The organism is Saccharibacillus sacchari DSM 19268 (assembly GCF_000585395.1).
Lineage (GTDB): Bacteria > Bacillota > Bacilli > Paenibacillales > Paenibacillaceae > Saccharibacillus > Saccharibacillus sacchari.
The window spans coordinates 5,609,519-5,635,774 of the sequence record NZ_KK073875.1 but is presented as its reverse complement, the minus strand read 5'-3'; the positions used below and the strand labels follow the sequence as shown (position 1 = coordinate 5,635,774).

The window sequence follows — 26,256 nt, the reverse complement described above, 5'->3', positions numbered from 1 at the left end:
GAAAGCGAGGAAGTCCGATGACGAGCGTTACCCGCGAGAAAGCCGAAAAGATCATGTCCGTTTTCAGAGAAAGTTTCCTGCATCAAGACCTTGAAGCCTTTTTGGAGTTGTTCGACGAGGAAGTGCGTTTCGAATTTCCTTACGCCCCCGAATCTTATGCGGCGCGCTTGAACGGCAAAGAAGAACTGAGAGCGCATGTGTCGGCATTGAAAAGCTTGTTCGAGATCACTTCGTTTTCGGAACCCGTCATCCATCGTTCGGCGGACGGTCCGGTCTTCACGGCGGAATTCGAAGGCCGGGGCAGAATGCTGGAGTCCGGCAAGCCTTACGATCAACAGTACATTTCCGTAATCGAGCTGCGAGGCGACAAAATTATCCGTTATCAGGATTACTGGAACCCGCTTCGCTTGGCTGAAAATTAAAATAAACCGCCATTCAAAGGAGAATGCACCATGTCCGACAAAACGAAAGTATCCCATCCTTCCCAAGTTCGAATCCTGTTGACCGGAGGTCGGGGAAAAACCTCTTCCCGGATCGCGCAGCTTGCTTCGCAAAAAGGCCATATCGTTCGCACCGCCGGACGCCGCGCGCCCGAGCATCCGGTTGAACGCTCCGAACACGCCGCTTTCGATTGGGAAAATTTCTCTGCGTACGGGCCCGCGCTGGCCGGAATGGACGCTGTTTATCTGGTCGCTCCGGTCGGCATGAACCCGTCCGCGCTTATGATTCCGTTTATCGAAGAAGCGCTGAAGCTGTCGGTGCGCCGATTCGTCCTGTTGTCCAGCGCTTCGGTATCCGAAACCGATCCCGTTTTCGGTCCGGTCCATCGCTATTTGCGGGAAAACGCGCCGGAATGGGCAGTGCTTCGCCCTTCTTACTTTATGCAAAACTTCAGCGAAGCGGCGCACGCCGCGACGCTTCGGCAATCCGGACAGATTCTGACCGCGACGGGTTCCGGCAAAGTAGGCTTCGTGGATGCGGAAGACATCGCGGCCGTCGGCCTGGAAGCGTTGGTTCGTCCCGAATCTTTTAACGAACAGCTGATCATCACGGGCCCTCGGCCTATAGATTACGCGGAAGCTGCGGAGATTATCGGCCGCATCAGCGGCCGCGAAATCCGTCATGCGGACATCACGGAGCGAGAACTGCGCAGCGGCTTGATCGCGGCTGGCGTGCCCGAGGACTATGCGGCTTTTCTGGCCCATCTGGATACGCGGATTCGTAAGGAGGGCATTGAAGATCAAGCGACCGATACGGTACTGCTCGTGACGGGACGGGAGCCGCGTTCGTTGGAAGCGTTCGTGCGCGATCATCTGACCGCGTTCGCCGTTTCGGAAACGGAACAGCCGATCGGACAAAACTGAGTACGGCCGAATCTATGCCGAATACGCCGAATGGATCGATCCAAAACGAAAAGGCCGCCGCTTGCCCCGAAAGCTGTTCGGGATAAGCGGCGGCTTTTCATCGTTTCTCGGAGCGTCTTAATCGTTGGGAACCCGCATGTCCGGCGAAGCCGATTCGACGTTGCTCGACGAAAATCGCAGCACGGACAAAATCATGCGCACGATGCTTTCCAACTTGGCTCGATCGGCTCCCAGCTTGGCGGTCAGGACCAACGCATTGCGTTCGTGCGTCAAAAAGCAGGCCAGTTCCGCAATATTCGTCCCTGCGGTCAGCTCCCCTTGTTCTCGGCCCCGTTCCAGCAGCTTGGCGAAAGCCTGCTCCATTTCCCGGTCGTTATCTCGCAGGTAGGCGGCCAGTTCCGCGTCGCGCGGCGCCTGCTCGATCGCGCTGCTGATAATGAAGCAATCCTGCCGAAGAACCGGATCGTCGAGCACGTTCACGATGCTGCCGAAGGCGGCGCCGATCCGTTCTTGCGCCGTTCCGGGCTGTTCGGCAAGCTCCGACAAATCCGAAGATTTGCTATTCATATAATGTTTGACGGCCGCCAAAAACAAGTTTCTTTTGGTGCCGTACGTATCGTATAGGCTTTGTCTGGCGATGCCCAATCCTTGAAGCAGGTCGGGCAGCGAAGTGCCTTCGTAGCCGCGGCTGCCGAACACGCCGAGCGCCTTGAGCAGAACTTCGTTCGGGTCGAATGCTTTGGTTCTTGCCACTGCGCAGCACCTCCTTCCGCTTTTTATCATAGGGGAATAACCGAAGGGCTTCAATACGAAAAGCGATGAAGCTTTTTTAAATTCAAACTATTCCCGGAGTCGCCGTGTTAACATTTAATAAAGAAAGATTAGGACATGATTGGAGGGACGCGGATGCCGACGGAAGAAACGCAATCCGAAAGACTGCACGCCGCCGTGCAGCTTCGCCGGGACGGCCGGGGCGAAGAAGCTCGGTCGCGGATGCTTGAGCTGCTGGCAGAGTTCGGCGAATCGGCCAAGCTGCTGTATGAACTGGCTTCGACGCATGACAATTTGGGGCTGGAGCGACAAGCGGTTCCGTATTATGTCCGCAGCTTGGAATCGGGACTGCGCGAACCGGATCGTGCGGAAGCGCTGCTCGGATTGGGAAGTACGTACCGGGTGCTCGGCGAGTACGAGCAAGCGGAAAAGGTGCTGCGCGCCGCGATTGCCGAATACCCCGAGCATCGGGAGCTGCACGTGTTTTTGGCGATGGTTCTGCATAATAGGGGGAAGCACGCTGAAGCAATGGAGCTATTATTGAAAGAAATTGCCGATCATTCGAGTCATATAGGGGTACAGAGTTATCAGAAGGCTATTGCTTTTTACGCGGATCGTCTGAACGAGGTCTGGGATTAAATCAGGGGTTGAAAAGGAGGTCGCCGATCCATGCAGAAAAAATCGAAACCGTCCGCTTCGGGCGAAGCCGGAGCTGCCGAAGGCAATAAAGGTCCCGATCCCCGCGGCATTCCGGTCGAGAACGAAGTCGTAAAACCTCAAGTCGATGTCGCCAATCCCGAAGGTCAGGATCTCGCCTCCATTTTGGAAGCGGCTTCCGGATGGAAAGGTTCGCAATCCAAGTTACAGCCACAGCGCGAGTTGAAGCCTCTGGAGCTCAAGTTGCGGATGAAAAAAGGCGAGAATGAAGACGTGCCGACCGCTTCGGAAAACGCCAACCGCAATGCGCTCAGTCATAATGCGGCGCATGATCGGGAAGAAATCACGGATAAAGACCTGCTGGAGCTGACCATTGAACAGTTCAAAGAAAAATTGCAAAGCGGCAACTGGACCTGCGTACAGCTGACTGAAGCGTATCTCGACCGGATCAAGCGGCTGGACGGCAAACTGAACGCAGTATTGGAAATCAACCCGGATGCCGCGGCGCTTGCCAAACAGTTGGACGACAACTTTGACGAGCTGGGATCTTTGCCGCTCTATGGCGTGCCGATCCTGCTCAAAGACAACATCGATACCGCGGATCGCATGACGACGGCAGCCGGTTCTTTGGCTCTTCAAGACCGCCGGGCCAAGCAGGATGCTTTCGCCGTAGCCAAGTTGAGAGACGCGGGCGCGATATTGCTGGGCAAAGTGAACATGACGGAATGGGCCAACTACATGTCGCGGGAAATGCCGTCCGGTTACAGCTCGCGAGGCGGGCAAACGCATAATCCGTACGGCGATTATCCGGTCGGCGGATCGAGCAGCGGCAGTGCCGCCGCCGTATCGGCCAACTTTTGCCTCGGCGCGATCGGTTCGGAAACATCGGGCTCGATCGTCAATCCTTCCGCGTATCAATCGGTCGTAGGGATCAAACCGACGGTGGGCCTGATCAGCCGCAGCGGGGTGGTTCCGCTGACGCTGACGCAGGACACGCTGGGCCCGATCGCCCGCACGGTACTGGATGCCGCGTTGATTCTGGAAGCAATGGCGTTCGGCGACGAAGCGGATGCCTGCACGCTGCTGCCGCAGCGTCCGATCTCGTTTCTTCCCGGCCGCGACGTGCTGCCCGTCCGGCTCAAAGTCGGCGTGGCCAAACAGCTTGCGGACGAACTCGACGAAGAAACGGCGGTCGTATTCGAACAGGCGCTGAGCGGTTTGCAAGCTGCGGGAATCGAAATCGTACGCGATTTGGACATGCCGGCTTACAACGACGAATGGGACGGAACGGTCATGCGCCGCGAATTCAAAAGCGCGATCGACGCTTTTCTCGCCGCGCAGCCCGAAGGCACGGTACCCGCGAACCTCGGCGAAGTCATTGCTTTTAACCGGGAAAATGAAAGCGAATGCTTGCGTTACGGTCAGCATCTGCTGGAAGAGTCCGAGCGGGACGGCGGCAGCCTGGAAGACGAGGAGTATCGAACGAGCAAAGAGCGCGGCGTTCGCCGTGCAGGCGAGGAAGGGATAGACTTGGCGTTGAGGCAGTACGAGGTGCACGCGTTGGCCTTCGCCGATTCTTCGGGGGCCGATCTGGCCGCGCGCGCGGGCTACCCGTTAGTGTCCGTACCTGCCGGTTATACCGCATCGGGCCGTCCCGTCGGTCTTTTATTATCGGGAACCGCGATGTCCGACCCTCTGTTGATCGAAATCGCGTACCGTTTCGAACGGGCGACGAAGAAGAGGAAGACGCCGGAGGTTTCGCCGCCCGAAGCAACCCCGTAACGAGGTTTGAAGATATGCAGGACGAAGTCCGAGTCGTCAGCAGGATATCCGCTGCATGCGGCGAAGCTTCTTTTACACGCGCTATCGGAAAGTCGAAGACTAAAGGCCGGGTGGCAACGAGCCTTGATTGTCGAAGCTGCAAGCCTATTTGTACAGGGGAGGGGACAAGATGGAGAGAGAAAAAGAAGCCGTCGAACACGAAGCGTTGCCGGAAGCCTTGATCCGCACGCCGCGTATGCAGATTCGAAGGTTTGCGCAAAGCGAATGGTTGCGCCTGCTGGCTTATTTGCAGGATGAAGGCATTGCGGACAGCTTCCCGGAAGGCGCTTATACGGAACAACGGCTGCGCGACATGGCGGCTGATCCGTATCTGCACGCACTGGTCTCGGAAGAGGACGGCGAAGTGATGGGGCACGTATTTTGCCGACCGGGCGCCCAGCCGCTAACGGGGGAACTGGGCGTAGGCATTCGTTCGGACTACCGCAGGCACGGTTATGCCAGTGAAGCGTTCCGCGCACTGCTGGGTCACTCGTTCGGAGAACTCGGCCTGCATCGGCTCACGGTGACTTGTCCGCCGGAAAATCTGGCTTTGCGCGCGCTGCTGGAGAAGACGGGCATGCGGATGGAAGGATTTTTCCGTCAAAGCTTGCCCACCGTGGACGGAGAATGGAAAGACGAATGCGTATACGCGCTGCTTCGGGATGAATGGCGGGTGCAGGAGCGCCTGCTGGAAATGAAAGAAACAGAGCTTGCGGAACCGACATTTATTTCGGAAAATGCCGACATCGCTTTGACGGATAACGAAATGCAGCAGCAGGAGGAAGAACTGACGGAACCTCAGCCTGCACCGCCCGAATTCGATCCGAATGTTCCGCAGGTGACGTTGGCGATCGGTGAAGCTGGAGGGGCAGGGCCGTTCGCTCCGGTCCTGCCGCCGCTTGGCGAAAGCGTGAAGCCCGAATCTTCGGCGGAATCAGTCGCGGTATTCGGTACGGTGGTCAGCGTTCAGCGTGCCGCAGAACCGGATCCGCTGGGCGGATTGATCGAGCAGCGGATCGACGGCGTTCCCTTTTTGCTGCGGCGTCCGCATGATTTCAATTGGTTGGCACCGTTCGGTCTTGTTTTCCGCGTCTGGGATCGACAAGATTCCGGCAATATCGCTTTCGGATTGAAGATTGAAGATCAGCAGGTGTTTGTCAAATATGCGGGAGCGGCAACGGCCGATTACGAGGGACATCCTATCGATGCCGTGCGTCGCTTGCAGCAAGGGGCCAATGCGTACGAAATATTGGAGCATCCGACGCTTGTGCGGCTGCTCGACCATTTCGAAACGGAAGACGGGTATGCGATGCTGTTCGAATGGGCGGAAGGCGAATTGCTGCGACGCGACGACTCTCCTTCTTCCCCGATTTCGAGATTCCGCAGGCTTCCGATCGAAGAACGGATCGACGCGGTGGAACGTATCCTGGATTTCCATGCTCATGTGGAGGCTTTCGGCTATGTCGCGATCGACTTTTACGACGGCAGCCTGATCTATGATTTCGAACGCAAACAAATCACGGTCTGCGATATCGATTTTTACAGTCCGGCGCCGTATACGAACGAAATGGGCCGGATGTGGGGATCTACGCGCTTTATGTCGCCGGAAGAGTACGAATTGGGAGCCGTCATCGATTCGAGGACGAACGTGTACGGAATGGGTGCCATGGCGTTCTGTCTGCTCGGCAGCGAAACGGATCGTTCCCGCGAGCGGTGGGAAGCGGGGCAAGCGTTGTTCGAACTTGCGACGCGAGCCGTTTCGCCGGATCGATCCGAGCGGTGGGAGACGGTGGCGGAATTGCTGGAGGCATGGAGAGCGGCTCGTTGACGGTATCGTCTATGACGAAATCAACAAAAAAAGATCCGCCCCGCTGTTTGAAAACCGGGTCGGATCTTTTTGATAGGAACGCCAAAATGCAATGGAGTCCTTATGTGTGAAGCATTAATCTTCCTTGGACACGGCTCCGTGCTCGGCGAGATGGGCAGCCATTTTGTCCGCAAGCTGACCGATCGTGGTCGCCCGCAGATGATCATCCATCTTGCGTTCGGATTCCCGCATGACCGACTCCACGAGACAGCCCGGACCGTTGGATTCGCACCCTTTGAACAGCGGCGTATTGCCTTCGATCGCCTGAATGATATCGAGGAAAGAAATATCGTCTTTGTTGCGGCGCAGGCAATAGCCGCCTTGCGCGCCGGAGTAAGAATCGACCAGACCGGCTTTTGCCAACTTGGTCAGGATTTTCGAGAGATAGGTAGGCGAGACGTTCTGTCTAGCCGCCAGTTCCTGCACGCCAATCTTGACTCCCGGTTTGCGCGCAGCCAGATCGAGCATCGTATGCAGCGCATAATTGGTGCCTTTGGAATAATTCATCGCTAACCATCCTTCTATGAAATGATCGCCCGCCGGACGCTCCGCCCCTGCCGGTTTCTTGATTCCTTCCATTGTCGCAAGCCTTGCGGGCGGCGTCAATGTTAAAGGGGAGAAAAGGAGATAAATGCGTTTGTATGGGGTATTCTTTATAAGCATAGGCGATTTTCGAGTCGAACAGAAACTGGAGGCGTCCATCATGAAGATCCGTTATCTGACCACCCTCGATAACATCAGCGAATCCGATTTGGCCGAGGGGTTTTTCGAAGGCTGGCCGGACCCGCCGAGCTATCCGAATTTTATTCGCTTGCTGCACGGTTCGTCTCATGTGGTACTTGCCGTGGAAGAAAACAGCGGCAAAGTGGTCGGCTTTATCAACGCGCTGTCAGACGGCGTGCTGAGCGCGTATATTCCGCTGCTCGAAGTCATTCCCATGTATCAAGGCAACGGCATCGGTCAGGAATTGGTTCGCCGTATGCTGGAGTTGTTGAACGGACATTACATGATTGATCTGATGTGCGATGCCGAGCTCGGAGGTTTCTACGAAAAAATCGGCATGCACCCGTCCGGCGGAATGATTCTGAGAAACTATAAAAATCAATCAGGCATGTAACACGAAGCCGTTGTTATCCATGGCAACCATCCAAAAAGGCTCGCCCGCGAATATCCTTTTCGCAGGCGAGCCTTTTTTATCGAGATGAACTAACAAATTCATCAACCCTAATCAATCATTCTTTAATCCCTTCTTTCCTCCCTTTAACCCAAAGAGGAAAGGCCTTTTCGCGGCGAAGCTCGCGGCGGAGGGGGAAGTTCAGTGAAAGACGCCTTTGAACTCGGAAAATTCCTTATTCAATCCGTTCATTTTCCGAGTGAGACAGCGTCTTGAACGAACTTCCCCCTCCGCCGCCCCCAGCTTCCTTCCAAACGAACAGGACTTCCTCTCACTCACTCATGCACGAATTTTCCGCCTCGACCCGCAACCAGCCCTGTCAACAGATAAGCCGCCGTAATGCCGAACATCACGTAATACGGCACGGTCCATCCGCCTGTCGCATCATGCAAAGCCCCGTACAGCAGAGGCCCGCAACCTGCGAGCAAATAACCGACCGATTGCGCCATCCCCGAAATATCGGCTGCTTCCGAAGCACTCGTGGTGCGAAGCGAGAAGAACATCATAATCAAGCTGAACGAGAATCCGCCCGCGATGCTGAAGAATACGATCGCGACAATAATGATCGGCAGCGAACCGCTCGCGAACAAGAAGCCGAGAATGCCGACGATATAACAAGCCGAGGTCATAATAATAAGTATGCGCTGATCCTTCATTTTCGAAGCCACGATCGGCGCGATGAAGTTGATCGGGATCATCAGCATCTGGAACAGCGAGAGCATGTACCCGGCCACGACCGGATCGAGATTTTGCGCGTGCATCATATTCGGCATCCAGGCGACCATGATGTAGTAGATGGACGACTGCATGCCCATATTCACCGTGATCATCCAAGCCAGCGGCGAACGCCAGATACTGCGCTTCGGCACGTCCGGCGCATTGGTATTGGCAGCACGCGTATTACGGGCGAGCTGAGGCAGCCAGGCGATCAGGCCGATGACCGACAAGATCGTCCAGATCAACAACGAACCGCGCCAACCCATGCCCGTATTCGAGATCGGTACGCTGAGCGCTGCGGCTGCCGAAGCGAAGATCCCCATCATGATCGAGTACAGCCCGGTCATGACGCCGACTTTTTGCGGGAATTCCCGCTTGATGATGCTCGGCAGCAGCACGTTGAACACCGCGACGGCCAGACCGATCAGGAAGGTACCCGCCATCAGCGACACGGCGCCGCCGAACGGACGGAACAGGCTGCCGATCACGATCAGGACGAGCGATACGAAGATCATGCGTTCAGCTCCGTACTGCCGTGCCCATTTCGCTACGAACGGCGATAACAAAGCAAAAGCAAGCAGAGGCAGCGTGGTTAAAAAGCCCGCGGTCGTGCTCGACAGCGACAGCGCGCCTCGTATCGTATCAATGATCGGACTGAGCGAAGTAATATGGGTACGCAGATTCGCCGCGACCAGCAGGATGCCGATCAGCAGCAGATAGTAGACGCGGTTCGACGCGTCTTCCGTGCGCAGAAATTCATTTTTTTTCATAACTAGATTATTCTCCGTTTCCAGATAAATTCAATAGCATAGAGCCGTCCGTCTCTTCGTGGGGAGACTTGAACAGCGCGATATAATGGTCGACGGCACTCACTGCGGCTCGGGCATCGCGATTTCGGATCGCGGCAATCAGCGCAGGGTGACCGACTTCGGAATGACGCTCCGGGATAAAGCGGTTGAAGAAGAACGAGATTTGCAGTTTTTCGAACAGATTCTCGTAAAGATCGATCAGCAGTTGATTATGCGAAGCATCCACGATCGTCCGATGCAGAAGCCAATCCGCGTCCCGGTAAGCTTCGTGATCGTTGCGCTCAATCGTTTCAAAGCACTGCTTGGAATACTGATCCATTTGAAGAAGCTGTTCGTCGGTACGACGCAAGCAGGCCAGCGCCGCCGCTTCGCGATCAAGAGCATGTTGGACTTCGAGCGCTTCGATCACAGACGAGCGGCTCATGCGTTTATGAAGAATCGCGCTGAGTTCGCTGCTGGCCGTGACGAAGGTTCCGTCGCCTTGACGCGTTTCCAGCAATCCCACTTGAACGAGCCCGCGAATCGCTTCGCGCAGCGTATTGCGGCTGACGCCGAGCTTTTCCATCAAGTCGGCTTCCCGCGGAATGCGGCTGCCGATCTCCCATTCGCCGTTCGTAATCAGCCGTTCCAGTCTTGCGTAGACTTGGCCGGACAATGTTTGTTTTTCTACTTTTTCGAACATGAAGACTCCTTTCTAAAGGTAGGATGATTGGTTCTTTCACTTGAGCAAGTATATAAGTTTTGACGTATGTTGTAAAGATGCAGAAAACCAAGAAAAGGATTCCCAAACAGCTCCCGATGACGTATAATGAACAATCTTGACGTCTATTTGAGACAGGTTACGGATATGTTCACCGCGCTCAATATGCAGCCCGCGATCTATACAAATTCAAAGTGTTCGGAGCAGAATCATGAAGAAATCAAACGAGGAACCAATAGAATATCGCGTTTTTTTGCAAAAGTTCGAGTAGCTACAACAGATCGAACTTTTTTTGTTTCCTTAAGGCAAGAAAAGTGACGGAGGGAAGAAGTTATGGAGCAGGAGAAAAATCAGTCGATCTTCGCGGCGTGGATCAGCCTGATCAGTAATGTGCTGCTCACGATCATCAAGATTGTCGTGGGGTTGCTGTTCAAAAGCCCGGTATTGATCGCCGACGGCGTGCATAATGCGGGGGATGTGATCGCATCGGCGGCGGCGCTCGGTTCGATGCGAATATCGAGCCGTCCGCCGGACGAGGACCACCCGTACGGACACGGTAAAGCAGAAGTGATCGGGGCAAGCGTCGTCGCGACCATTTTACTGTTGGCAGCCTTGTACGTCGGGTATCATTCGATTGTGGCTTTGTTTGAACCGATGCCGGAAGCCCATATCGTGGCGCTGATCGCTGCCGTCGTATCGTTGATCTGGAAGCTGTGGCTGTACGTGTATACCATCGGAATCGGTCGTCGGGTCAATAGCAAGGGACTGATCGCGACGGCGCAGGATCATTTGGCGGACGTATATGCGTCGGGCGCGGCGGTGATCGGGATCGGGCTGGGTTTGCTCGGACAATCGTTGAACATGCCGATGCTGTCTTACGCCGACCCGGTCGCGGGGATTATCGTGGCGGTGCTCGTGCTGAAGCTGGCAGCGGACATGGCGCGCGAGTCGATCGATATTTTAATGGAAAAAGCAATCGGGACCGAAGAGCTTGCGGCGCTTGAAAGCATCGTTCGCGGCGTGGAAGAAGTCAAGCGGATTGATCGCATTCGGGCTCGCGAACACGGCCAATACATCATTATCGACCTGCGGGTCGGCGTGGACGGACAGATGACGATTCAGCAGGGGCATGACGTCATTCGCAAGATCAAAAAAGCCATTCTATCGACCCATCCCAATGTCAGCGAAGTGATGATTCATTTGAATCCGTGGTACCCCGGCGCTCCGAAAGCGGATAAAACCGAAGTCTCGCTCAGTATCGACGGTTCGGGTACGGGCACGACCAAACTGGAAGACTGAAAAAAAGCTGTACGGCTTTCGCTGGAGGGGTTATCCCACAGCGAATCGCCGAACAGCTTTTTTTCACGATATGCATTCCGCATTTGCTTTTAGCGTTGACCAGGCACGTGCTGTCTCAGTCTCCGTTGGAAGAATGCGGGCTCGCGCTTTTTGGAACGCTGGACGAGCCTTTCGATTTGCGTCCCGCCATCGCGGCTCCGATTACGCCTGCCACAATAGCCGCCGCTCCGAGTAAAGCAGCCAGACCGACTTGTTCGCCGAGGATCAACGCTCCCGCAGCCAAGGCGACGACAGCAGACAGACTGCCGAAGACGCTCATGCGCGAAGCTTCGATCCGGGAAAGCGCGTAGTTGGACAGGTACGAAGTCACCAGCGAAGACAGCACGCCCAGATACAGCATAGCGATCAAGAACGAAGGCGAGGACAGAGGTGCAAGCAGTTCCGGCAGCGTACCGCTCGCGGTGTGTCGAATAACCGCCAACAGCCCGAAGCCGACAAAACCAAGCCCGTTCATGAAATAAGTCAATTCTTTGGGCGTGTAACTCTGGCTGAGGCGACGCGCCAACACATTGTAGCCGGCTTGCGAGAAGGCCGAGCATACGATGAGCAAAATGCCTCCGATGCTGGCCGTGAACGCCGCGCCTTCGCGTCCGGCAAACAAACAAGCAACCCCGGCAACCGACAGTAAAGTGAACAACATTTGCACTTTGCCCGTACGTTCACGAAGAACAAGGGCTGCCAGCAGCAGCGTGAATACGGGAACCGCACCCTGAATCATCCCGGCCTCGGCGGAAGTCGCATAAAGCAGGCCGAACGTTTGGAAGCTGAAAAACGCGATCGGGTATAAAGCGGTCAAAGGAATCAGTTTCAAAGCACCGCTTCGAATTTTTCGCACGCCGCTTCGACCCGGAAAGGCAAACAGCGTAGCAGCAATGAAAGCAAACAGAAAACGATAAGCCAAAATATCCAGAGGATCTTCGGTTTGCAGAGCAATTTTCACGAATAAAAAGGAGAAGCCGATAATAAGAGCACTACCGCTCGCGGCCGCATAGGCACGTTTAACCGAGGGATTGGGCATAATTTTTTAACCTCCGAGCTTTCAGATCTTATGACGCGGCCGCATCTGTAATCTTTATTTTAAAGACGGCGATCCCATGTTACAATGTACATATTCATGATCTGTACCGGTACAGATTGAAAGGAGGAAGTCGCGGATGTACAAATACATGGAGCTGCTGAACGAGTTGGAACGGATGATCGCCGGATCGCTCAAGGAAGGAGACAAGATGCCTTCGATCCGAACCTTGTCCGAACGTTATGCGTGCAGCAAAAGCACCGTGATCCGTGCGCTGTCCGAGCTGGAACGTTCTCATCTGATTTACGCGTCGGCGAAAAGCGGCTACTACGTGTTGGGCAGCGCGGAAAAGGAAGAACGGCCGAGCGAGACCATCGACTTCGTTCGTTCCGCGCCGGACCCGGACATTTTCCCGTATCTGGACTTTCAACAGTGCCTGAACAAAGCGATCGATACGTATCGAAACGAGCTGTTTATTTACGGAACGCCAAAAGGGCTTCCTTCGCTGATCAAGGAAATGCAGCGTCATTTGGCGGATTATCAGGTGTTTGCGGAGCCGGAGCGAATATTCATTACCTCGGGCGTGCAGCAGGCGCTGACGCTGCTTGCGGGCATGCCGTTCCCGGATGGGCGCAAGACCGTTTTGGTTGAGCAGCCGAGCTACCCGTTGTTCACGGATTATTTGGAGGCGCATCGCATTCCGGCTGTCGGGATCAGGCGGGATGCGGACGGTATCGATCTCGGCGAGCTGGAACGGATTTTTCGGGGCGGCGGGATCAAATTCTTTTATACGATTCCCCGTTTCCATAATCCGCTCGGCTGCTCGTATACCCGGAGGCAGAAGGAAGCGATCGCGGAATTGGCTGCGCGGTACGGCGTTTATATTGTCGAAGACGACTATATGGCCGATCTGGAGCAGGACGCGAAGTCGGATCCGCTATATGCGTACGATCGGGCCGAGCGAACTATTTATTTGAAAAGCTACTCGAAGATCCTGTTCCCCGGTCTGCGAGTAGGCGTCGCGGTGCTGCCGGGCGAATTGGCGGAAGCGTTCGGACGTTACAAAAAGCTGCTCGATATCGATAGCTCGATGCTGTCGCAGGCCGCTTTGGAGTTGTATTTGAAAAGCGGCATGTTCGCGAGGCACCGGGAAAAAATCCGCGACCGATACAGTCGGCGCTCGGAACTGCTGGGCGAAGCTGTTCGGCGGGCGAAAAAGGCGTACCCCGATGTTTTGACGGGTCCGCTTCCGGCCGCGGGCGGCATTCATACGCATCTTCTGCCGCGGGCTCCCGCTGCTTTGTCTTCGGCCGTGGAAAAATTGCGCAGCCGCTGTATTCATGCAGAAAGCGCGAAAGGCCACTATTTGTCCGGGTTTCGCGCCGAAGCGATGCTGAAATTGAACGTCTCCGGCGTGCGCGACGAGGAGATCGCTTCCGGCGTCGACGTCGTTGCCGAGGAGTTGGCGAAGGCCGTGCATCGGGTATTGCCGCGTTAAAAGATCAAGTTCGACAGGAGTAAACAGCATTGATTGAGGTCCGAATGTATAGTACCTGACCGCGAATACGGGACGTTGCCCGTATTCGCGGCCTATCCCATCCAAAGGAGCGAATGCCGCATGGAGCTTTTTATCAGTATTTTGGTCATGCTCGCGATCATCGGGATTTCGAACGTAATCAACCGATTCCTTCCGTTCGTTCCCGTGCCGATCATTCAGATCGGTCTCGGCGTTGCGGCCGAACTGCTTCCGCCGCATATCCATGTGCCGCTGGAACCGGAGTTATTCCTTGTTTTGTTTATCGCTCCGCTGTTGTTTAACGACGGCCGGATTATTCCGCGAGGCGAGTTGTGGAATCTCAGAGCGCCGATCCTGCTGCTGGCGCTGGGACTCGTCTTCGTCACCGTCATCGTATTCGGCTACTTGATTCATTGGGTCATCCCGAGCATTCCTTTGGCTGCGGCATTTGCTTTGGCGGCGATCTTGTCGCCGACGGATGCCGTGGCGGTCGGTTCGATCGCCGGACGAATCAAGCTGCCGAAAGACATCATGCGCCTGTTGGAAGGCGAAGCGCTGGTCAATGACGCGTCCGGTCTCGTCGCGTTCAAGTTCGCCGTGGCTGCCGCGGTAACGGGCGCGTTCTCGATCTATCAGGCTTCGTTCAGTTTCCTGTTGATCGCGGTCGGAGGTCTCCTGATCGGGGCCGTACTGTCTTTCATCGTGATCCGGATTCGGGTATTCCTGCGCCGTCTGGGCATGGAAGACGAGACGCTGCATGTATTGATTCAGCTCGTCACGCCGTTCGTGCTATACCTGGTCGCCGAGCATCTGGGATTGTCGGGTATTCTTGCCGCCGTATCGGGCGGCGTCGTGCACGCGATCGAGCGCGACCGCGCCGAGTCGGTACGCGTCAAGCTGCAAGTCGTCTCGAACAGCACCTGGTCGGTCTTCCTGTACGTGCTGAACGGCCTGGTGTTCGTGCTGCTCGGCCTGCAACTGCCGGAAGTGCTGGGCACGGTCTTCGAAGATCCGGCCATCAGCAGCTTCGGCGCGCTGTGGCACGTGACCTGGATATCGGTCGGGCTGATCGTGCTGCGGTTCCTGTGGATCTATGCGTATTGGTTTTTCACAAGTCGGGGCGGCGGACTCGGGCGTACCGGCAAGCCGCTGTTCCAAGCGGCGCTGCAAACGGCTTTGTCCGGCGTGCGCGGAGCCGTTACGCTTGCGGGCGCGTTTTCGATTCCGCTTGTTTTGAACGGAGGCTTGGCTTTCCCGGAACGCAATCTGATCTTGTTCCTGGCGGCCGGCGTCATCTTGTTCACGCTGCTGGCGGCCAGCATCTTGCTGCCGCTGTTATCGGGTAAAGAAGCGGCCGAAGCGCCGAAGGCCGAACAGCCGCTCAAGCGCCGGATCTTGAGCGCGATCGCGCAGCGGATCGGTCAGGACGAACTGGACGAAGGCCGTTCGGGCGTCGCCGCGACGGAAATTCAAGATTTCACGAAGTATTTGCAGCGGATGGAAGAAGCGACGACCGCTTACGCGTCCGATCCCGAAGCGCCGCGCCGCGAGGCCGACTTGATGTACGCGGGCATTCGCGCGCAGCGCAGGGAACTGAGCAAAATGGTGCAGGACGGCGATCTCGGCCAGGAAGAAGCGACTCCGATCTTCGAGCATCTCGCCCGGATCGAAGAAAGTATTCCGGGTCGCTTGGAAGCGCGGGTTACGGCTCCGGCGGCTGATATCGGCCGCTTCGCCGCTGCCCTGTTCGCCAGAGGTCGCCGCGGCGAATTGACGGATAAGCGCGCGTACTGTTCGCTTCAGACTGCCAAAACGCGCATGGCGCAGGCCGCGATCGAAGCGATCAACAAACGAACGAACGATTTTAACCGCGCCGAAGCGAAGCGTCTGACCGACGGCTACAACCAGTTGATTAGCCGTCTCGCCAAAGCCGATTTCGGTCTGATCGAGGAAGAAACGGCGGAAGAACGCGAAGAACGGGAAGAGCGGATGCAAGAACGTCTCGCCGCGATTCAGGAACAGCGTGACCACGTGCAGCGTTTGTTCGAGAAAGGCGAGATTTCCCGCGAACTGGCGGGCCGCCTGCGTCAGTTTATCCGTTATCTGGAGACGGACGTGCCGGAAGAAGAGAATTTCGGACATTGACCGGTATTAACTAAAAAATCGGCATGAAAAAGAAGCCCGAACTTTCCGCGAAGGAAGGTTCGGGCTTCTGGTCTTGAATCGTGCAACATCACGGTCGAGTTCATAAACCGTATCTCTGATTAAAAAAGGAAAGAGCACGCAATCGGTCTGAAGCAAGCCGAAGCGTGCGGTTTCGCTGCCGCTGTCACGTTCGTTAAACTTTAACGGATCGAGACGACGCTTAAAAGCTGTTTTTGAGGATTTGAAAATTCTAACGGATTCAGGTGACGTTTAGAGCAGGAGTTGGCTTGATTTTGACGGAAAAAACGGCGAAAAAAGCGGCTAACGGATATACGATCCGTTAAATTTGCGGAAGGGGTTGATTTTGGCTTGTAACGGACATACGATCCGTTAGCCGAGTCGCGCTTTTTTGTCTCGTTACTTTAATGCTCGTTCTCAACCGGATCGACGAGCTTCACTTTCCCTCTCGCGGTCGGTAAAATCTTCTCCTACCATCTGCTGCTCCAACTTTTTCATCTCGTAGAAGTAGCCTTTTCGCTCCAACAGTTCGTTGTACGTCCCGGTCTCCACGATTGTTCCGCGATCCAACACGATGATCTGATCCATCTGCTCCAATCCCGCCAGGCGGTGACTCACCATCACGAGCGTATCGTTCTTCGAACGTTCCAGCAGCAGATTCAACACCCGGCGTTCTGTCACGTAATCGAGCGAGGAGGTCGGTTCATCCAGCAACCAGAGTCGGCCGGATTTTAGCAGCGCGCGGGCGATCGCCAGCCGCTGATTTTCGCCGTCGGATAAGTTTTCGCCTTTTTCCAACACGAGGTCGTCCAGCTTTTTGGTTGGCAAATCAACCTGTTCCAGCACAGCGGACAATTCCTGATCATCGCGCGATTCGTCTTCGAGCAGCAGGTTCTCCCGAATCGTTCCCCGGAAAAAGTGTCCTTCTTGCAGCACCACATTGCTTTTGCGCCATAGGTCTTCGTCGTTCAGGTCTGCTACGGACGTTCCGTTCAACAGTACCTGACCTTGCGTCGGATCATGCAGCTTAAGCAGCAGTTCCAGCACGCTTGTTTTCCCCGAACCGCTGGGTCCGACAATCGCGGTTTTCGATCCGGCATCCAGCTTCAGCGAGACTTCGCTTAGCACGGGACGCCAGTCTTCCGCATAGCGGAACGTGACATTTTCTAGTTCGACCGAGATCGCTTGGCTACCATCCAACGTTCCTGGCGGTTCGATGTTCGCTTCTTCTGCCTCGTCAAAAGTCTCCGCCAGACGCTTCGCTGCAAATTCGCTGTCCCGTTTGTAAGCAGGCAGCGTCGCCATCGCGCCGGATTCGTCGAATACAGTCATCGAAGCCATGATCAACATCGCCAGAAACACGCCAGCCATCGACCCTTGCACGATCAGATACGCCCCGAGCACCAACACGCCCCAGGATACGAAAAACGTCATAAAGCTATGCAGCGATTGTCCGCGCAGCAGTCGTAGGGCATCTTCCTGCTGGGCATCGGTCAGTTCGTTGGAGGTTGCCAGCAGTTGCTGTTCACGCTGCTTCAGACGACCGTACACCTTCAGATCGATAAAACCTTGCAGCATCTCGGTCGTCTCGGCGGACAGTTCGGCCCGTTGCCGACGTACGCGCCCGTCTGCTTTACGCTGGCTGCCGCGCACGATAGCCGGTACAACGAACGCTGTGATCAGCATGCCGACGACAAGCAGCAGGGCGATCCAGATCGAGAAAAAGGAAGCGAAAATCACCGTGGCGAGAAACACCGATACGACGATAATCGGCGGATACGCCACGCGCAAGAAGTAAAATTGCAAGCTTTCGACGTCCCCGACGATCCGTGCCAACAGATCTCCGCTGCGCTGACGGTTCAGGATGCGCGGCGTCATCGGAACCAGTTTGCCGAAGAAATCGGTACGTAGACGGCTCAGCAGGGAAAAGGTCGCCCGGTGCGAGAACAGTCGCTCACCGTAACGGCTTGCCGCGCGCGCCAGTCCGAGTATTTTGACCAGTGACGTTAAAATGATCAATGTATACAGCGGAGGGACGAAGACGGTTTTCGAGATCAGATAGCCGCTGGTCGAGAACAGAATAACCCCGAAAATGCCTGCTATAAAGCCGCCCAGAATCGAAAGTAAAATGTCTTTGCGTTCTTGGAGCATGGCTTTGAGAAAAATAGAGCGTTCGTTCATGATCCGACCCCCTGACGTCCGATATCCACCATCTCGGCGTATTGCGGCAAGCTTTTCAGTAGTTCGTCATGCGTGCCGCTGCCGATCAACGTTCCCTGCTCCATAAACAGGATAACGTCCGCGTGCCGGATCGTATGCAGGCGGTGGGCGATCGTGATGACGGTCGCTTTGCGCGACAACTCGTTCATGGCACGCATCAGTACGCGTTCGGTATGCAGATCGAGTCCCGTCGTCGGTTCGTCGAACAGCAGCACGGTGGGACGTTTCAGAAAAGCACGGGCCAGCGCCAAACGCTGCTTTTCGCCGCCGGATAATCCTCTGCCGCCTTCGCCGACGACTGTATCGTAGCCGTGCTCCAGTTCAGCCGCGAGCGCAGCCAGTCCGGCGGATTCGGCGGCATGAACAATTTCTTCCCGGGAGACGTCGCGGTCTGCGCCGATCGCGATATTTTCGGCGAACGTGCCCGAGAAAATATGCGGGTGCTGCGTGATATAACTGACGTTCCGGAACCATTCTTCCTCGCCTGCTCCTGCGGTAAGAGGCTGACCGTTCACCGTGACTTCGCCGGATGAAGGAGGCAGCAGTCCCGCAATCAGATGGAGCAGCGTCGTTTTGCCGGAGCCGCTTTTGCCTACGATTGCGACCTGTTTGCCGGGTTGAATGGTTAACGATCCGGCGTTCAGAGCAAAGGTGTCCGCGCCGTAGTCGAAAGCAAGTTCATGCAATTCGATAACGGGCGGTGTGGCGGAGGAGGCTTTGGCGTTTCTCCCTACAGGCCATTGAATCACGTTGTCGCGATCGCCTGTTGGGTTAGCGTTGGTCGATTCGGAACCGTCAGCAGAAATCTCCGAATATGCTGAAGCATTCGATTGCGACGAAGCCGGAGCGTCTGCCGCCAGCGCCGCTTCGATATTGCGAATCGCCCCCAGGCTCGTACGCCCGCCGTGGAACGCCGTACCCATGTTTTTGAGCATATTATAAAACTCGGGCGTGAGCAGCAGAATCAGAAACGCCGTATGGAACTGCATGGTTTGGAACACGACAAGCTGTAATGCCAATTCCAGCGCCACGATCCCGATACCCAGCATCACGATCGTTTCCAGCGCGAACGTATTGGTGAACGCGACGCGCAAAATGCTCATCGTCGCGTCGCGGTAAGACAGGCTGCTGCGTTGGATTTCTTGTTCCTGGCGTTTGGCCCGTCCGAACAGCTTCAATGTCACCAAACCTTGCAACGAATCCAGAAAGGTCCCGGAAAATTGGGCGAGCTGCTCGAATTTTTCTTCCGACTTGTGCTTGGTTTGAATGCCGACCAGCGCCATGAATAACGGAATAAAAGGCGCCGTGAACAGCAGGATCAGACCCGAAGGCACATGCAGAATGAACACGGCAACGAGAATCAGCAGCGGAATAATCGAAGCTTCGGCCATTTTCGGCGTGTATTGGCTAAAATAACTATCGGCTTCGTCGACGGCATCGAGCGTCACGCTGACTTTGCCGCCTGTTTGGCCTTGACGGGCGGTCAGCAGCGGATTGGCGGCCAATGAACGCAGCAGCCGTGCCCGTAAGTCACGCTTGGCGTCCGCCGCGATTCGGAGCCCGATGCGTCCGTTGGCGTAGGCCAACCAGGTGCGCACGGCCATCACGGCCAGCAAAGCCGCGAACAAAACGATCATCGAAGCAAGCGGAGCATTTTCCACAAACACGCGCTGTACCGATTCTGCCAGTAAAACCGCTTGTCCGATCGTCGCTGCAGCGAGTGCTAATGAGATGAGCCGAAGCATGGAAGTGCGTTTTTTCTGCGCAGCCATCAGTTCGGAGAGCATGCCGCTTTTGCGGTTCGATCTTCTTTTAGCGCCCCTTTTCACGGGAGAGTCCCTCCTTTTTTAATCAGATCAACGGCTTATTTTTTGCCTTTTACATAATCCGCATCGAACAGGAACAGCCGGAAGACCAGTGCCAGCGAAGGGATCAGCAGCAGCAGACCCGCAATGAACACGACAACGAGCGCGATGCCCATTGCTTCCTGCGTGGCCCCGCCCTGGATGGTGATGTACGGGTCAAGAATGTACGGATAATGCCCGATCCCGTAAGCGAAAAACGCCGTCAGGAATTGCAGCATCAGGCAGATGAAGGCCCAGCCGTAACGGCGGCCTTTGTAGAGCAGCCATAGCACGATGAGGAAAAAGACGACCGATAAGCCGAGCAGCCACCACAGATCCATCATGTTTTGGAAATGGCGATTGTTGTGTTGGCTCAGGTACAAGACGGCCGTGAACGCGGCGATAATCGTTGGCGTGCTCCAGAACAACGCGTAGCCGCGCATCAGGTTGAGCGCAGGCTGGTCTTCGGCGCGTGACGCGTAGAAAGCCAGAAACGACGCGCTGATGAATAATACGGAAGTAACGGCCAGCGCCACGATGCTCCAAGCGAGCGGACTCGTGAACAGTTCGAAATATTGCAGCGTCACGACGCCGTTATTTTCGACGATAAAGCCGCCTTCGGACAGCACCAGCGCGACCGAGAGCGAAGCCGGAATCAGCAAGCCCGTCGCGCCGTACAGGAATAGGAAAACGATATTTTTCTTCGATCCGTAGTTTTCAAACGCATAGAACGAACCGCGGATCGCCAGCAGGATGATCGCGATGCTGCCCGGAACGAGCAGGGCGGAGCCGTAATAATGCGCCGCGTCCGGGAAAAATCCGATCAAACCGACGAAGAAGAACACGAAGAAGACGTTGGTGATTTCCCAAACCGGCGACAAATAGCGGGAGATCAGGCGGTTGATCAAGTGGTCTTTGCCGGTGATGCGGGCGTAAAAAGCAAAGAACCCGGCGCCGAAATCGATCGAAGCGACAATCAGATAACCATATAGGAAAATCCAAAGGACCGAGATCCCGAGAATTTCATAACTCATGCCTCGTCACCTGCTTTCTGTTCCTGCGCTTGCAAAGCGTCTGCTTTGGTCTTTGCGGCTTTTTCGAATTCGACTTCGGCCGGGTTATCGCGGAACAGTCGGCGCAGGACGATCACGCACATGGTGCCGAGCAAAATGTAGAGCAGCAGGAATACGAAAAAGAGATACACGATGCTCGGCGAAGTAGTCGCGGCTTCTTCGACCCGCATATAGCCGCGGATCATCCACGGTTGTCGGCCGACTTCGGCGTAGAACCAGCCTAGTTCGACACCGAGGAAGGCTAGCGGTGCACCGCACACGATCGCGCGCAGCATCCATCGGTTGAGCTCGTTGCGTTTTTTCCAGAACAACAGCAGGAAAAAGATTGCGGACATCGCAAGCAGCGCGAAACCGACTCCGACCATCGCATCGAACAGATAGTGCACGAGCAGCGGAGGTTGTTCGTCGACAGGGAATTCGTCCAGCCCCGTCACTTCGGCGTTGAAGTCGCTGAAAGCCAGGAAACTGAGCGCGTTCGGAATATGCAGCGCGCCGACGATCTCGCGTTCGGCGGTTAGCCAGCCGAGGAAGATCAGGTCAGCGCCTTTTTCCGTTTCAAAATGCCATTCGGCCGCAGCCAGTTTCTCCGGTTGATGCTCGGCCAGGAATTTCGCCGAGACGTCGCCCGCGAGCGCGGTCAGGAAGCTGAATACGAGCAGGACGGTCATCATGAGCTTGAGCCCTTTTTTCGCATATTCGGTTACGCCCTTTTTCAGCATCGAGAACGCGGCGACGGCAGCCAACAACGCAGCGCCCGTCATATAAGCCGAAGTCAGTACGTGGAAGACTTTGGACGGCGTCGCTTCGTTGAACATCGCTTGCAGCGGGTGGACGGCGCTAAAATGACCTCCTTCGAAGATAAAGCCTTCCGGCTGGTTCATGAATCCGTTGACCGACGTGATAAAGAACGCCGACATCGCGGCTCCCAGCACGACGGGAACGGTCAACAGCCAGTGTAGGTAAGGATTGCGGAAACGATCCCAGGTGTACAGGTAAATGCCGAGGAAGATCGCTTCGAAGAAGAAGGCGAACACTTCCATGAACAGCGGCAGCGCGATGACATTGCCTGCAAGCTGCATAAAGTTCGGCCAGACGAGCGCCAGTTGCAGAGCGATTGCCGTACCGGTCACGACCCCGACAGCGACGGAGATGACAAATCCCCTTGTCCATCTTTTTGCCATCAAGGTATAATGATTATCTTTTTTGCGGATACCCACGAATTCGGCAATGGACACCATCAGCGGAATCGCGACCCCGATCGTAGCGAAAATAACGTGGAAAGACAGCGTTAGCCCTGTGACCAACCTGCTCCACAACACCGTATCGACGACCATGCGGTAAATCTCCTTTCCGTTCTCCATATTTCATTTTTATCAAGTGAATTGAGTCCAGTATATCGGGGCTTTTTGACGAAACGGTGATCGGAAAGAGGTATTTCAAGAAGGAGTCATAGATTTGCGGCAATTTTGTGAAAAAGAGTACAAAAACCCTTTCGAGCCATTGTGTGCGAGTAAAAGATGTGGTATCTAAAACTTTTAATTTTATCAATATTGACGAGCGGGGGATGTGAGAAATGTCACGGTGGGTGCAGCGATCCGATTTCGACCTGCGCTTCGTTGTGAGGGGAATGAACAAAGGCGCTTCGGTTCGAAATGGGATCGCTGCTGGGTGAGAGGGGGAGGTGGCGATTTCAACATGCAAATGTAATGAATTTATCGGTGGTTTACTCTTGTCACGGATCATTTGTTTCAAAGGATAGACCTAATAAGGATTGAGTGGGATATATTGGATTTGAGTAAAAAGCCCGTACCCCTTAAGATACAAGTTGATGCGCGTATACATAAGAGGGAAGTGGATGAACGAAGATGGTAGACGAGGGTTTGGAGCTGAATTTATTTCGGAGTTACATAGATCGCTATTCGCAGAACTTGATTGTAGAAAGAAACTTGTCCCGTCCTACCGTCCAGGCTTATCAATATGACCTGAATTTGATCATTGCATGGTGTGAACGGAATGATCATCTCTATGTGGATCATAAGGTGTTGCATGCCTACTTCATGGAATTGATTGGTCTGCGCACGATGAAGGATACGACGATTAAACGAAAATACATATCGGTGAAGACGTTTTTTAAGTTTTTGCGTGAACAAGAGTTGCTGGGGGAGATGTCTGAATTTTCGCTGGGAGCTAAGTTTAAGAAGGCTAAGCGGATTCCGAAGACGCTGCCGATTGATGAGGTGCAGAGGTTGCTTCGGAGTATTGAGTATGATGTGATCATGCTTAAATCGGACTATCGGAAGCTGATCGCGACTCGGAATCTGGCGATTATTGAGCTTTTATTTTCGACGGGGATTCGGATCGGGGAGTTGGTCAATATTGACCTGCGGGATTTGAATGTGGGAGAGCGGACTTTGCTGATTTTCGGTAAAGGGCGTAAAGAGCGGATTTTGTATTTGTCGAGTAAAGAGGTCGTGGGGGCATTACGGAGTTGGATGAAGGTGAGGGACAGGCTGGCTCCGCAGGATGATGCACTCTTTATCAACAAATACGGGAATCGGCTGACGATCTATTCGATTGAGGATATTTTTTCGAAGTATCGCGATTCTGCGCGGATTACGCCGACGGCGACGCCGCATGCGTTAAGGCATACGTTTGCGACGCATTTATTGGATAATGGGGCGGATTTAAGATCGGTGCAGGAGATTTTGGGGCATTCGAGCGTGAGTACGACGGAGATTTATACGGAGGTTTCAATTAAAAGGAAGAAGAATGTTTTGTCGAAGTTTAACCCGAGAAATAAGCTGAAAATGTAGGAAAAAACCTCCTAATAACTATGAATTATTTGGAGGTTAATAATGAGTATAGAAAATAACGAAGTAGCAGATCGTTTACTCAGAGAAACAAAACGAGAACTCAATAGTTTCTTAAATGAGTTTTCTAAACAAACAATAAATAATGAATCTTCATTATTTATTGGATCAGGTGTTTCTCGAAACTCTGGACATGTAACTTGGGGATCTTTATTTGAACCATTGGCTATTGAGTTGGAAATTGAGATTAATGAAAATACTGATCTATATAAAATAGCTCAATATTATGCCAATAAATACACTGACACTAAATTAAGAAAAAAAGTGAATGATGAAATTGATAAGATCAAACCAGGAAATAATGTTTTAAGCGAGTTGATTGATATGAATTTTAATAATATATGGACAACAAATTATGATCCTTTAATTGAACAAGAATTAACCCGTCGTCTCATAAAGCACACTATGATATATAATGAAAAAAATTTAACTAACATCAACAGAAATGAGAAGGTAAACATTTATAAGTTGAATGGTGATATTCGTGATTCAGAAAAAATGATTATAACAAAAAATGATTATGAATGTTATGAAGAGAGCCATTCTTTATTTTTGACATTTTTAAAAAAAGAATTAATTGCAAATACTTTTCTCTTCGTTGGTTACAGTTTTACTGATGCTCTTGTGCTTGACTGCCTCAGTTCGATAAATCGGTTGCTTAACGGAAAAGGTAACACTCATTATGCTGTTATGCTAGTAAACGAAAAAACTAATAGAGAATTTGAGCATATGGTCAATGATCTTAAACACCGATACAACATACAAGTTATTTGTATAACAGAGGATCAAATCATTCCTTTATTAAAAAGTTTAAACAATAAGATCAAAGAAAAAAAAGTATTTATATCTGGTGCATATGACAAAGTTCCAGAATCTGTAGTGACTCAATCTGATGACTTATCTCTTGCTTTGGTGACTTCGTTGTTTAAAAACGAATATAGAATATCTACTGGTGTAGGGAAACGATTAGGCACTTTAATCACAGGATATTCTTACCAATATCTGGCGGAACAAGGGATCCAGAATAAGGAAAACTATCTCTCTATGAGACCTTTCCCATTTCATACGAACCTTTCGGAAGATAAAAAACAAGAGTATAGAATCAACATGCAACATGATTGTAGTGCAGCAATATTTTTATTCGGTCAAAGTAGAAGCACGACTGAAAAAGGCTCTGTTGAAAAAACAGGGCATTATAGCGAAGGTGTTTATCAAGAATTTTTAATTGCAAAAGAACGCAACATGATTATAATTCCGGTTGGAAGCACTGGTTACGAGGCAGAAGTGATCTGGAACGAAGTTAAACAAAATATAAATGAATATCCTTACCTTTCTAAAACAATAGATAATTTAAGAACAGAAAAAGACCCTGAAGCAATAGCAAAACTTATTTTACACATTCTCAGTGAAGCTGCTAATAACAACAGTGCTAACCAATAATAAGAAGAGACTCTCAATCATTAATATATCTCTTAGATCGACTTTTAATGAAAGCTTAGTCTCATTAAATAACTTTTTGAAGCCTGCTGTGTAGTAAGAAGGGATTGTATGCAAATCATAATTAAACTCTATATAACAACAACCCGCATACAATAAAGCTATTCGAGAATTGAAATTTTTTTCATCAAGTTCCAAATAAGATTGAATTAAACTCAAGATAAAAAGATCACATTTTATTGATTTCATTCTTTTTTCTAATGAAATTAAGCTTTGACTTTCATGTTGTATTAGCTCGTCTGATAAAAATTTGCAAATGATATGATTACACGTTGAATAAACGTCAATGGAAGGCAGTATTTCTTTGTAGACTAATTGTTTCATCCATCCGTATTTTTCGGGAACTTCATTTGCAGAAAGATTAAAGAATATTGGAAAAATGTGCATCGAACCATTTAAATATTTATCGTACATTAAATCAATTTCTTCGTTGGCACAATGAGACTGAATTGAATTTGGACTCAAAATTATAATTCCGTACGAAGAATTTTCTACTCCTTCAACAAAATTTTTATAATTACGTTCGTCTCCCAAAAGCATCTGATCACGGTCATACCAGACGGGAATTCGATAATTCCTAATGTGGTAAAGTATCGCTTCCACTATGGCATGACGATCTTTACTTGAAAAACAAAAGAATATCATATAACCCTCCTTGTACATTTGTAATAAGATTGATTTTAAACAACGCAAAACCTCCAAATAATTCATAGTTATTAGTATCTAACTTATTAAAAATCATCGAACCATTTTCAAACCTAATTACCTAGCAACCTCCACAGTATACCATTAACTTGCATCTGTTAAATAGCACTAAAA

21 protein-coding genes and 1 pseudogene are annotated in these 26,256 nt (G+C 52.8%); 12 read left to right on the top strand and 10 right to left on the bottom strand.

Translation table 11 applies throughout. From position 1 onward, the window contains the following. Nucleotides 1-17: 17 nt before the first annotated feature. Both SACSAC_RS24520 and SACSAC_RS24515 read left to right on the top strand, forming a co-directional pair. Nucleotides 18-422 (top strand): nuclear transport factor 2 family protein, encoded by a 405-nt coding sequence (locus tag SACSAC_RS24520; RefSeq protein WP_037291063.1) that lies wholly within the window; start codon nt 18-20, stop codon nt 420-422. A gap of 30 nt (nt 423-452) precedes the next feature. Next, nucleotides 453-1,364: an NAD(P)H-binding protein gene (locus SACSAC_RS24515; protein ID WP_051507389.1), complete on the top strand. Its 912-nt coding sequence runs from the start codon at nt 453-455 to the stop codon at nt 1,362-1,364. 117 nt (nt 1,365-1,481) lie between these two features. Here the strand turns inward: SACSAC_RS24515 and SACSAC_RS24510 are convergent, their stop codons facing one another. Next, nucleotides 1,482-2,117 (bottom strand): TetR/AcrR family transcriptional regulator, encoded by a 636-nt coding sequence (locus tag SACSAC_RS24510; protein ID WP_051507388.1) that lies wholly within the window; start codon nt 2,115-2,117, stop codon nt 1,482-1,484. Between the two features lie 153 nt (nt 2,118-2,270). On the opposite strand from SACSAC_RS24510, the gene SACSAC_RS24505 reads away from it, so the two are divergent. The 4 genes and pseudogenes from SACSAC_RS24505 (at nt 2,271) to SACSAC_RS28535 (ending at nt 6,441) form a co-directional block, all read left to right on the top strand. Further along, nucleotides 2,271-2,774 (top strand): tetratricopeptide repeat protein, encoded by a 504-nt coding sequence (locus tag SACSAC_RS24505; protein WP_037291062.1) that lies wholly within the window; start codon nt 2,271-2,273, stop codon nt 2,772-2,774. A gap of 30 nt (nt 2,775-2,804) precedes the next feature. Next, entirely contained in the window at nt 2,805-4,574 is a 1,770-nt protein-coding gene (locus SACSAC_RS24500; RefSeq protein WP_245608695.1) for an amidase family protein, read from the top strand. Nucleotides 4,575-4,743: 169 nt separating this feature from the next. Beyond that, a pseudogene (locus tag SACSAC_RS28540) lies at nt 4,744-5,184 on the top strand (GNAT family N-acetyltransferase); the annotation flags it as partial. Between the two features lie 432 nt (nt 5,185-5,616). After that, the gene (locus SACSAC_RS28535; RefSeq protein WP_037293687.1) at nt 5,617-6,441 is read left to right on the top strand and encodes a serine/threonine-protein kinase; all 825 of its coding nucleotides are present in this window, start codon (nt 5,617-5,619) and stop codon (nt 6,439-6,441) included. A 114-nt stretch (nt 6,442-6,555) separates the two neighbouring features. Here the strand turns inward: SACSAC_RS28535 and SACSAC_RS24490 are convergent, their stop codons facing one another. Further along, the gene (locus SACSAC_RS24490) at nt 6,556-6,987 is read right to left on the bottom strand and encodes an RrF2 family transcriptional regulator (protein WP_037293686.1); all 432 of its coding nucleotides are present in this window, start codon (nt 6,985-6,987) and stop codon (nt 6,556-6,558) included. Nucleotides 6,988-7,183: 196 nt separating this feature from the next. Here SACSAC_RS24490 and SACSAC_RS24485 point away from each other — a divergent pair, with 196 nt between their 5' ends. After that, nucleotides 7,184-7,597 carry a GNAT family N-acetyltransferase gene (locus tag SACSAC_RS24485; RefSeq protein ID WP_037293685.1) on the top strand — a complete coding sequence of 138 codons (414 nt, stop codon included), beginning with the start codon at nt 7,184-7,186 and terminating at the stop codon, nt 7,595-7,597. 332 nt (nt 7,598-7,929) lie between these two features. Here SACSAC_RS24485 and SACSAC_RS24480 read toward each other — a convergent pair whose 3' ends face one another. Further along, on the bottom strand, nt 7,930-9,141 hold the full coding sequence (locus SACSAC_RS24480) for a CynX/NimT family MFS transporter (protein WP_051507387.1): 1,212 nt from the start codon (nt 9,139-9,141) through the stop codon (nt 7,930-7,932). Between the two features lie 7 nt (nt 9,142-9,148). Further along, entirely contained in the window at nt 9,149-9,862 is a 714-nt protein-coding gene (locus SACSAC_RS24475; RefSeq protein ID WP_037291061.1) for a FadR/GntR family transcriptional regulator, read from the bottom strand. Between the two features lie 351 nt (nt 9,863-10,213). On the opposite strand from SACSAC_RS24475, the gene SACSAC_RS24470 reads away from it, so the two are divergent. After that, nucleotides 10,214-11,179 (top strand): cation diffusion facilitator family transporter, encoded by a 966-nt coding sequence (locus tag SACSAC_RS24470; RefSeq protein WP_037291059.1) that lies wholly within the window; start codon nt 10,214-10,216, stop codon nt 11,177-11,179. A 115-nt stretch (nt 11,180-11,294) separates the two neighbouring features. On the opposite strand, the gene SACSAC_RS24465 is transcribed toward SACSAC_RS24470, so the two are convergent. Then, complete coding sequence (locus tag SACSAC_RS24465) at nt 11,295-12,257, bottom strand: DMT family transporter (RefSeq protein WP_037291057.1); 963 nt, start codon at nt 12,255-12,257, stop codon at nt 11,295-11,297. A 136-nt stretch (nt 12,258-12,393) separates the two neighbouring features. Here SACSAC_RS24465 and SACSAC_RS24460 point away from each other — a divergent pair, with 136 nt between their 5' ends. Together SACSAC_RS24460 and SACSAC_RS24455 are read left to right on the top strand one after the other, a co-directional pair. After that, nucleotides 12,394-13,752 carry an aminotransferase-like domain-containing protein gene (locus tag SACSAC_RS24460; RefSeq protein WP_037291056.1) on the top strand — a complete coding sequence of 453 codons (1,359 nt, stop codon included), beginning with the start codon at nt 12,394-12,396 and terminating at the stop codon, nt 13,750-13,752. A gap of 120 nt (nt 13,753-13,872) precedes the next feature. Then, a complete protein-coding gene (locus SACSAC_RS24455; protein WP_037291055.1) occupies nt 13,873-15,915 on the top strand; it encodes a Na+/H+ antiporter in 2,043 nt (680 codons plus the stop codon). A 435-nt stretch (nt 15,916-16,350) separates the two neighbouring features. On the opposite strand, the gene cydC is transcribed toward SACSAC_RS24455, so the two are convergent. The 4 genes from cydC to SACSAC_RS24435 form a co-directional block, all read right to left on the bottom strand. After that, nucleotides 16,351-18,114: a thiol reductant ABC exporter subunit CydC gene (gene cydC, locus SACSAC_RS24450; RefSeq protein WP_037291054.1), complete on the bottom strand. Its 1,764-nt coding sequence runs from the start codon at nt 18,112-18,114 to the stop codon at nt 16,351-16,353. Next, a complete protein-coding gene (gene cydD, locus SACSAC_RS24445; RefSeq protein WP_037293680.1) occupies nt 18,111-19,940 on the bottom strand; it encodes a thiol reductant ABC exporter subunit CydD in 1,830 nt (609 codons plus the stop codon). Before cydD ends, cydC begins: the two co-directional genes overlap by 4 nt. A gap of 77 nt (nt 19,941-20,017) precedes the next feature. Further along, a complete protein-coding gene (locus SACSAC_RS24440) occupies nt 20,018-21,031 on the bottom strand; it encodes a cytochrome d ubiquinol oxidase subunit II (protein ID WP_037291052.1) in 1,014 nt (337 codons plus the stop codon). Next, nucleotides 21,028-22,404 carry a cytochrome ubiquinol oxidase subunit I gene (locus SACSAC_RS24435; RefSeq protein ID WP_037291051.1) on the bottom strand — a complete coding sequence of 459 codons (1,377 nt, stop codon included), beginning with the start codon at nt 22,402-22,404 and terminating at the stop codon, nt 21,028-21,030. The genes SACSAC_RS24440 and SACSAC_RS24435 overlap by 4 nt, the downstream gene beginning before the upstream one ends. A gap of 531 nt (nt 22,405-22,935) precedes the next feature. On the opposite strand from SACSAC_RS24435, the gene SACSAC_RS24430 reads away from it, so the two are divergent. Continuing rightward, the gene (locus tag SACSAC_RS24430; RefSeq protein ID WP_051507386.1) at nt 22,936-23,883 is read left to right on the top strand and encodes a tyrosine-type recombinase/integrase; all 948 of its coding nucleotides are present in this window, start codon (nt 22,936-22,938) and stop codon (nt 23,881-23,883) included. Between the two features lie 42 nt (nt 23,884-23,925). Further along, the gene (locus tag SACSAC_RS24425; RefSeq protein WP_037291048.1) at nt 23,926-25,380 is read left to right on the top strand and encodes an SIR2 family protein; all 1,455 of its coding nucleotides are present in this window, start codon (nt 23,926-23,928) and stop codon (nt 25,378-25,380) included. Here SACSAC_RS24425 and SACSAC_RS24420 read toward each other — a convergent pair. Next, complete coding sequence (locus tag SACSAC_RS24420; protein ID WP_037291049.1) at nt 25,333-26,082, bottom strand: toll/interleukin-1 receptor domain-containing protein; 750 nt, start codon at nt 26,080-26,082, stop codon at nt 25,333-25,335. The two genes, SACSAC_RS24425 and SACSAC_RS24420, sit on opposite strands and share 48 nt — an antisense overlap. Nucleotides 26,083-26,256: the final 174 nt, after the last annotated feature.

Bases quoted from the DNA above. Each gene is read 5' to 3' on its own strand.
- SACSAC_RS24520 (WP_037291063.1), top strand. From the start codon at position 18: ATGACGAGCGTTACCCGCGAGAAAGCCGAAAAGATCATGTCCGTTTTC.
- SACSAC_RS24515 (WP_051507389.1), top strand. From the start codon at position 453: ATGTCCGACAAAACGAAAGTATCCCATCCTTCCCAAGTTCGAATCCTG.
- SACSAC_RS24505 (WP_037291062.1), top strand. From the start codon at position 2,271: ATGCCGACGGAAGAAACGCAATCCGAAAGACTGCACGCCGCCGTGCAG.
- SACSAC_RS24500 (WP_245608695.1), top strand. From the start codon at position 2,805: ATGCAGAAAAAATCGAAACCGTCCGCTTCGGGCGAAGCCGGAGCTGCC.
- SACSAC_RS24490 (WP_037293686.1), bottom strand. From the start codon at position 6,987: ATGAATTATTCCAAAGGCACCAATTATGCGCTGCATACGATGCTCGAT.
- SACSAC_RS24485 (WP_037293685.1), top strand. From the start codon at position 7,184: ATGAAGATCCGTTATCTGACCACCCTCGATAACATCAGCGAATCCGAT.
- SACSAC_RS24480 (WP_051507387.1), bottom strand. From the start codon at position 9,141: ATGAAAAAAAATGAATTTCTGCGCACGGAAGACGCGTCGAACCGCGTC.
- SACSAC_RS24475 (WP_037291061.1), bottom strand. From the start codon at position 9,862: ATGTTCGAAAAAGTAGAAAAACAAACATTGTCCGGCCAAGTCTACGCA.
- SACSAC_RS24470 (WP_037291059.1), top strand. From the start codon at position 10,214: ATGGAGCAGGAGAAAAATCAGTCGATCTTCGCGGCGTGGATCAGCCTG.
- SACSAC_RS24465 (WP_037291057.1), bottom strand. From the start codon at position 12,257: ATGCCCAATCCCTCGGTTAAACGTGCCTATGCGGCCGCGAGCGGTAGT.
- SACSAC_RS24460 (WP_037291056.1), top strand. From the start codon at position 12,394: ATGTACAAATACATGGAGCTGCTGAACGAGTTGGAACGGATGATCGCC.
- SACSAC_RS24455 (WP_037291055.1), top strand. From the start codon at position 13,873: ATGGAGCTTTTTATCAGTATTTTGGTCATGCTCGCGATCATCGGGATT.
- cydC (WP_037291054.1), bottom strand. From the start codon at position 18,114: ATGAACGAACGCTCTATTTTTCTCAAAGCCATGCTCCAAGAACGCAAA.
- cydD (WP_037293680.1), bottom strand. From the start codon at position 19,940: ATGCTCTCCGAACTGATGGCTGCGCAGAAAAAACGCACTTCCATGCTT.
- SACSAC_RS24440 (WP_037291052.1), bottom strand. From the start codon at position 21,031: ATGAGTTATGAAATTCTCGGGATCTCGGTCCTTTGGATTTTCCTATAT.
- SACSAC_RS24435 (WP_037291051.1), bottom strand. From the start codon at position 22,404: ATGGTCGTCGATACGGTGTTGTGGAGCAGGTTGGTCACAGGGCTAACG.
- SACSAC_RS24430 (WP_051507386.1), top strand. From the start codon at position 22,936: ATGGTAGACGAGGGTTTGGAGCTGAATTTATTTCGGAGTTACATAGAT.
- SACSAC_RS24425 (WP_037291048.1), top strand. From the start codon at position 23,926: ATGAGTATAGAAAATAACGAAGTAGCAGATCGTTTACTCAGAGAAACA.
- SACSAC_RS24420 (WP_037291049.1), bottom strand. From the start codon at position 26,082: ATGATATTCTTTTGTTTTTCAAGTAAAGATCGTCATGCCATAGTGGAA.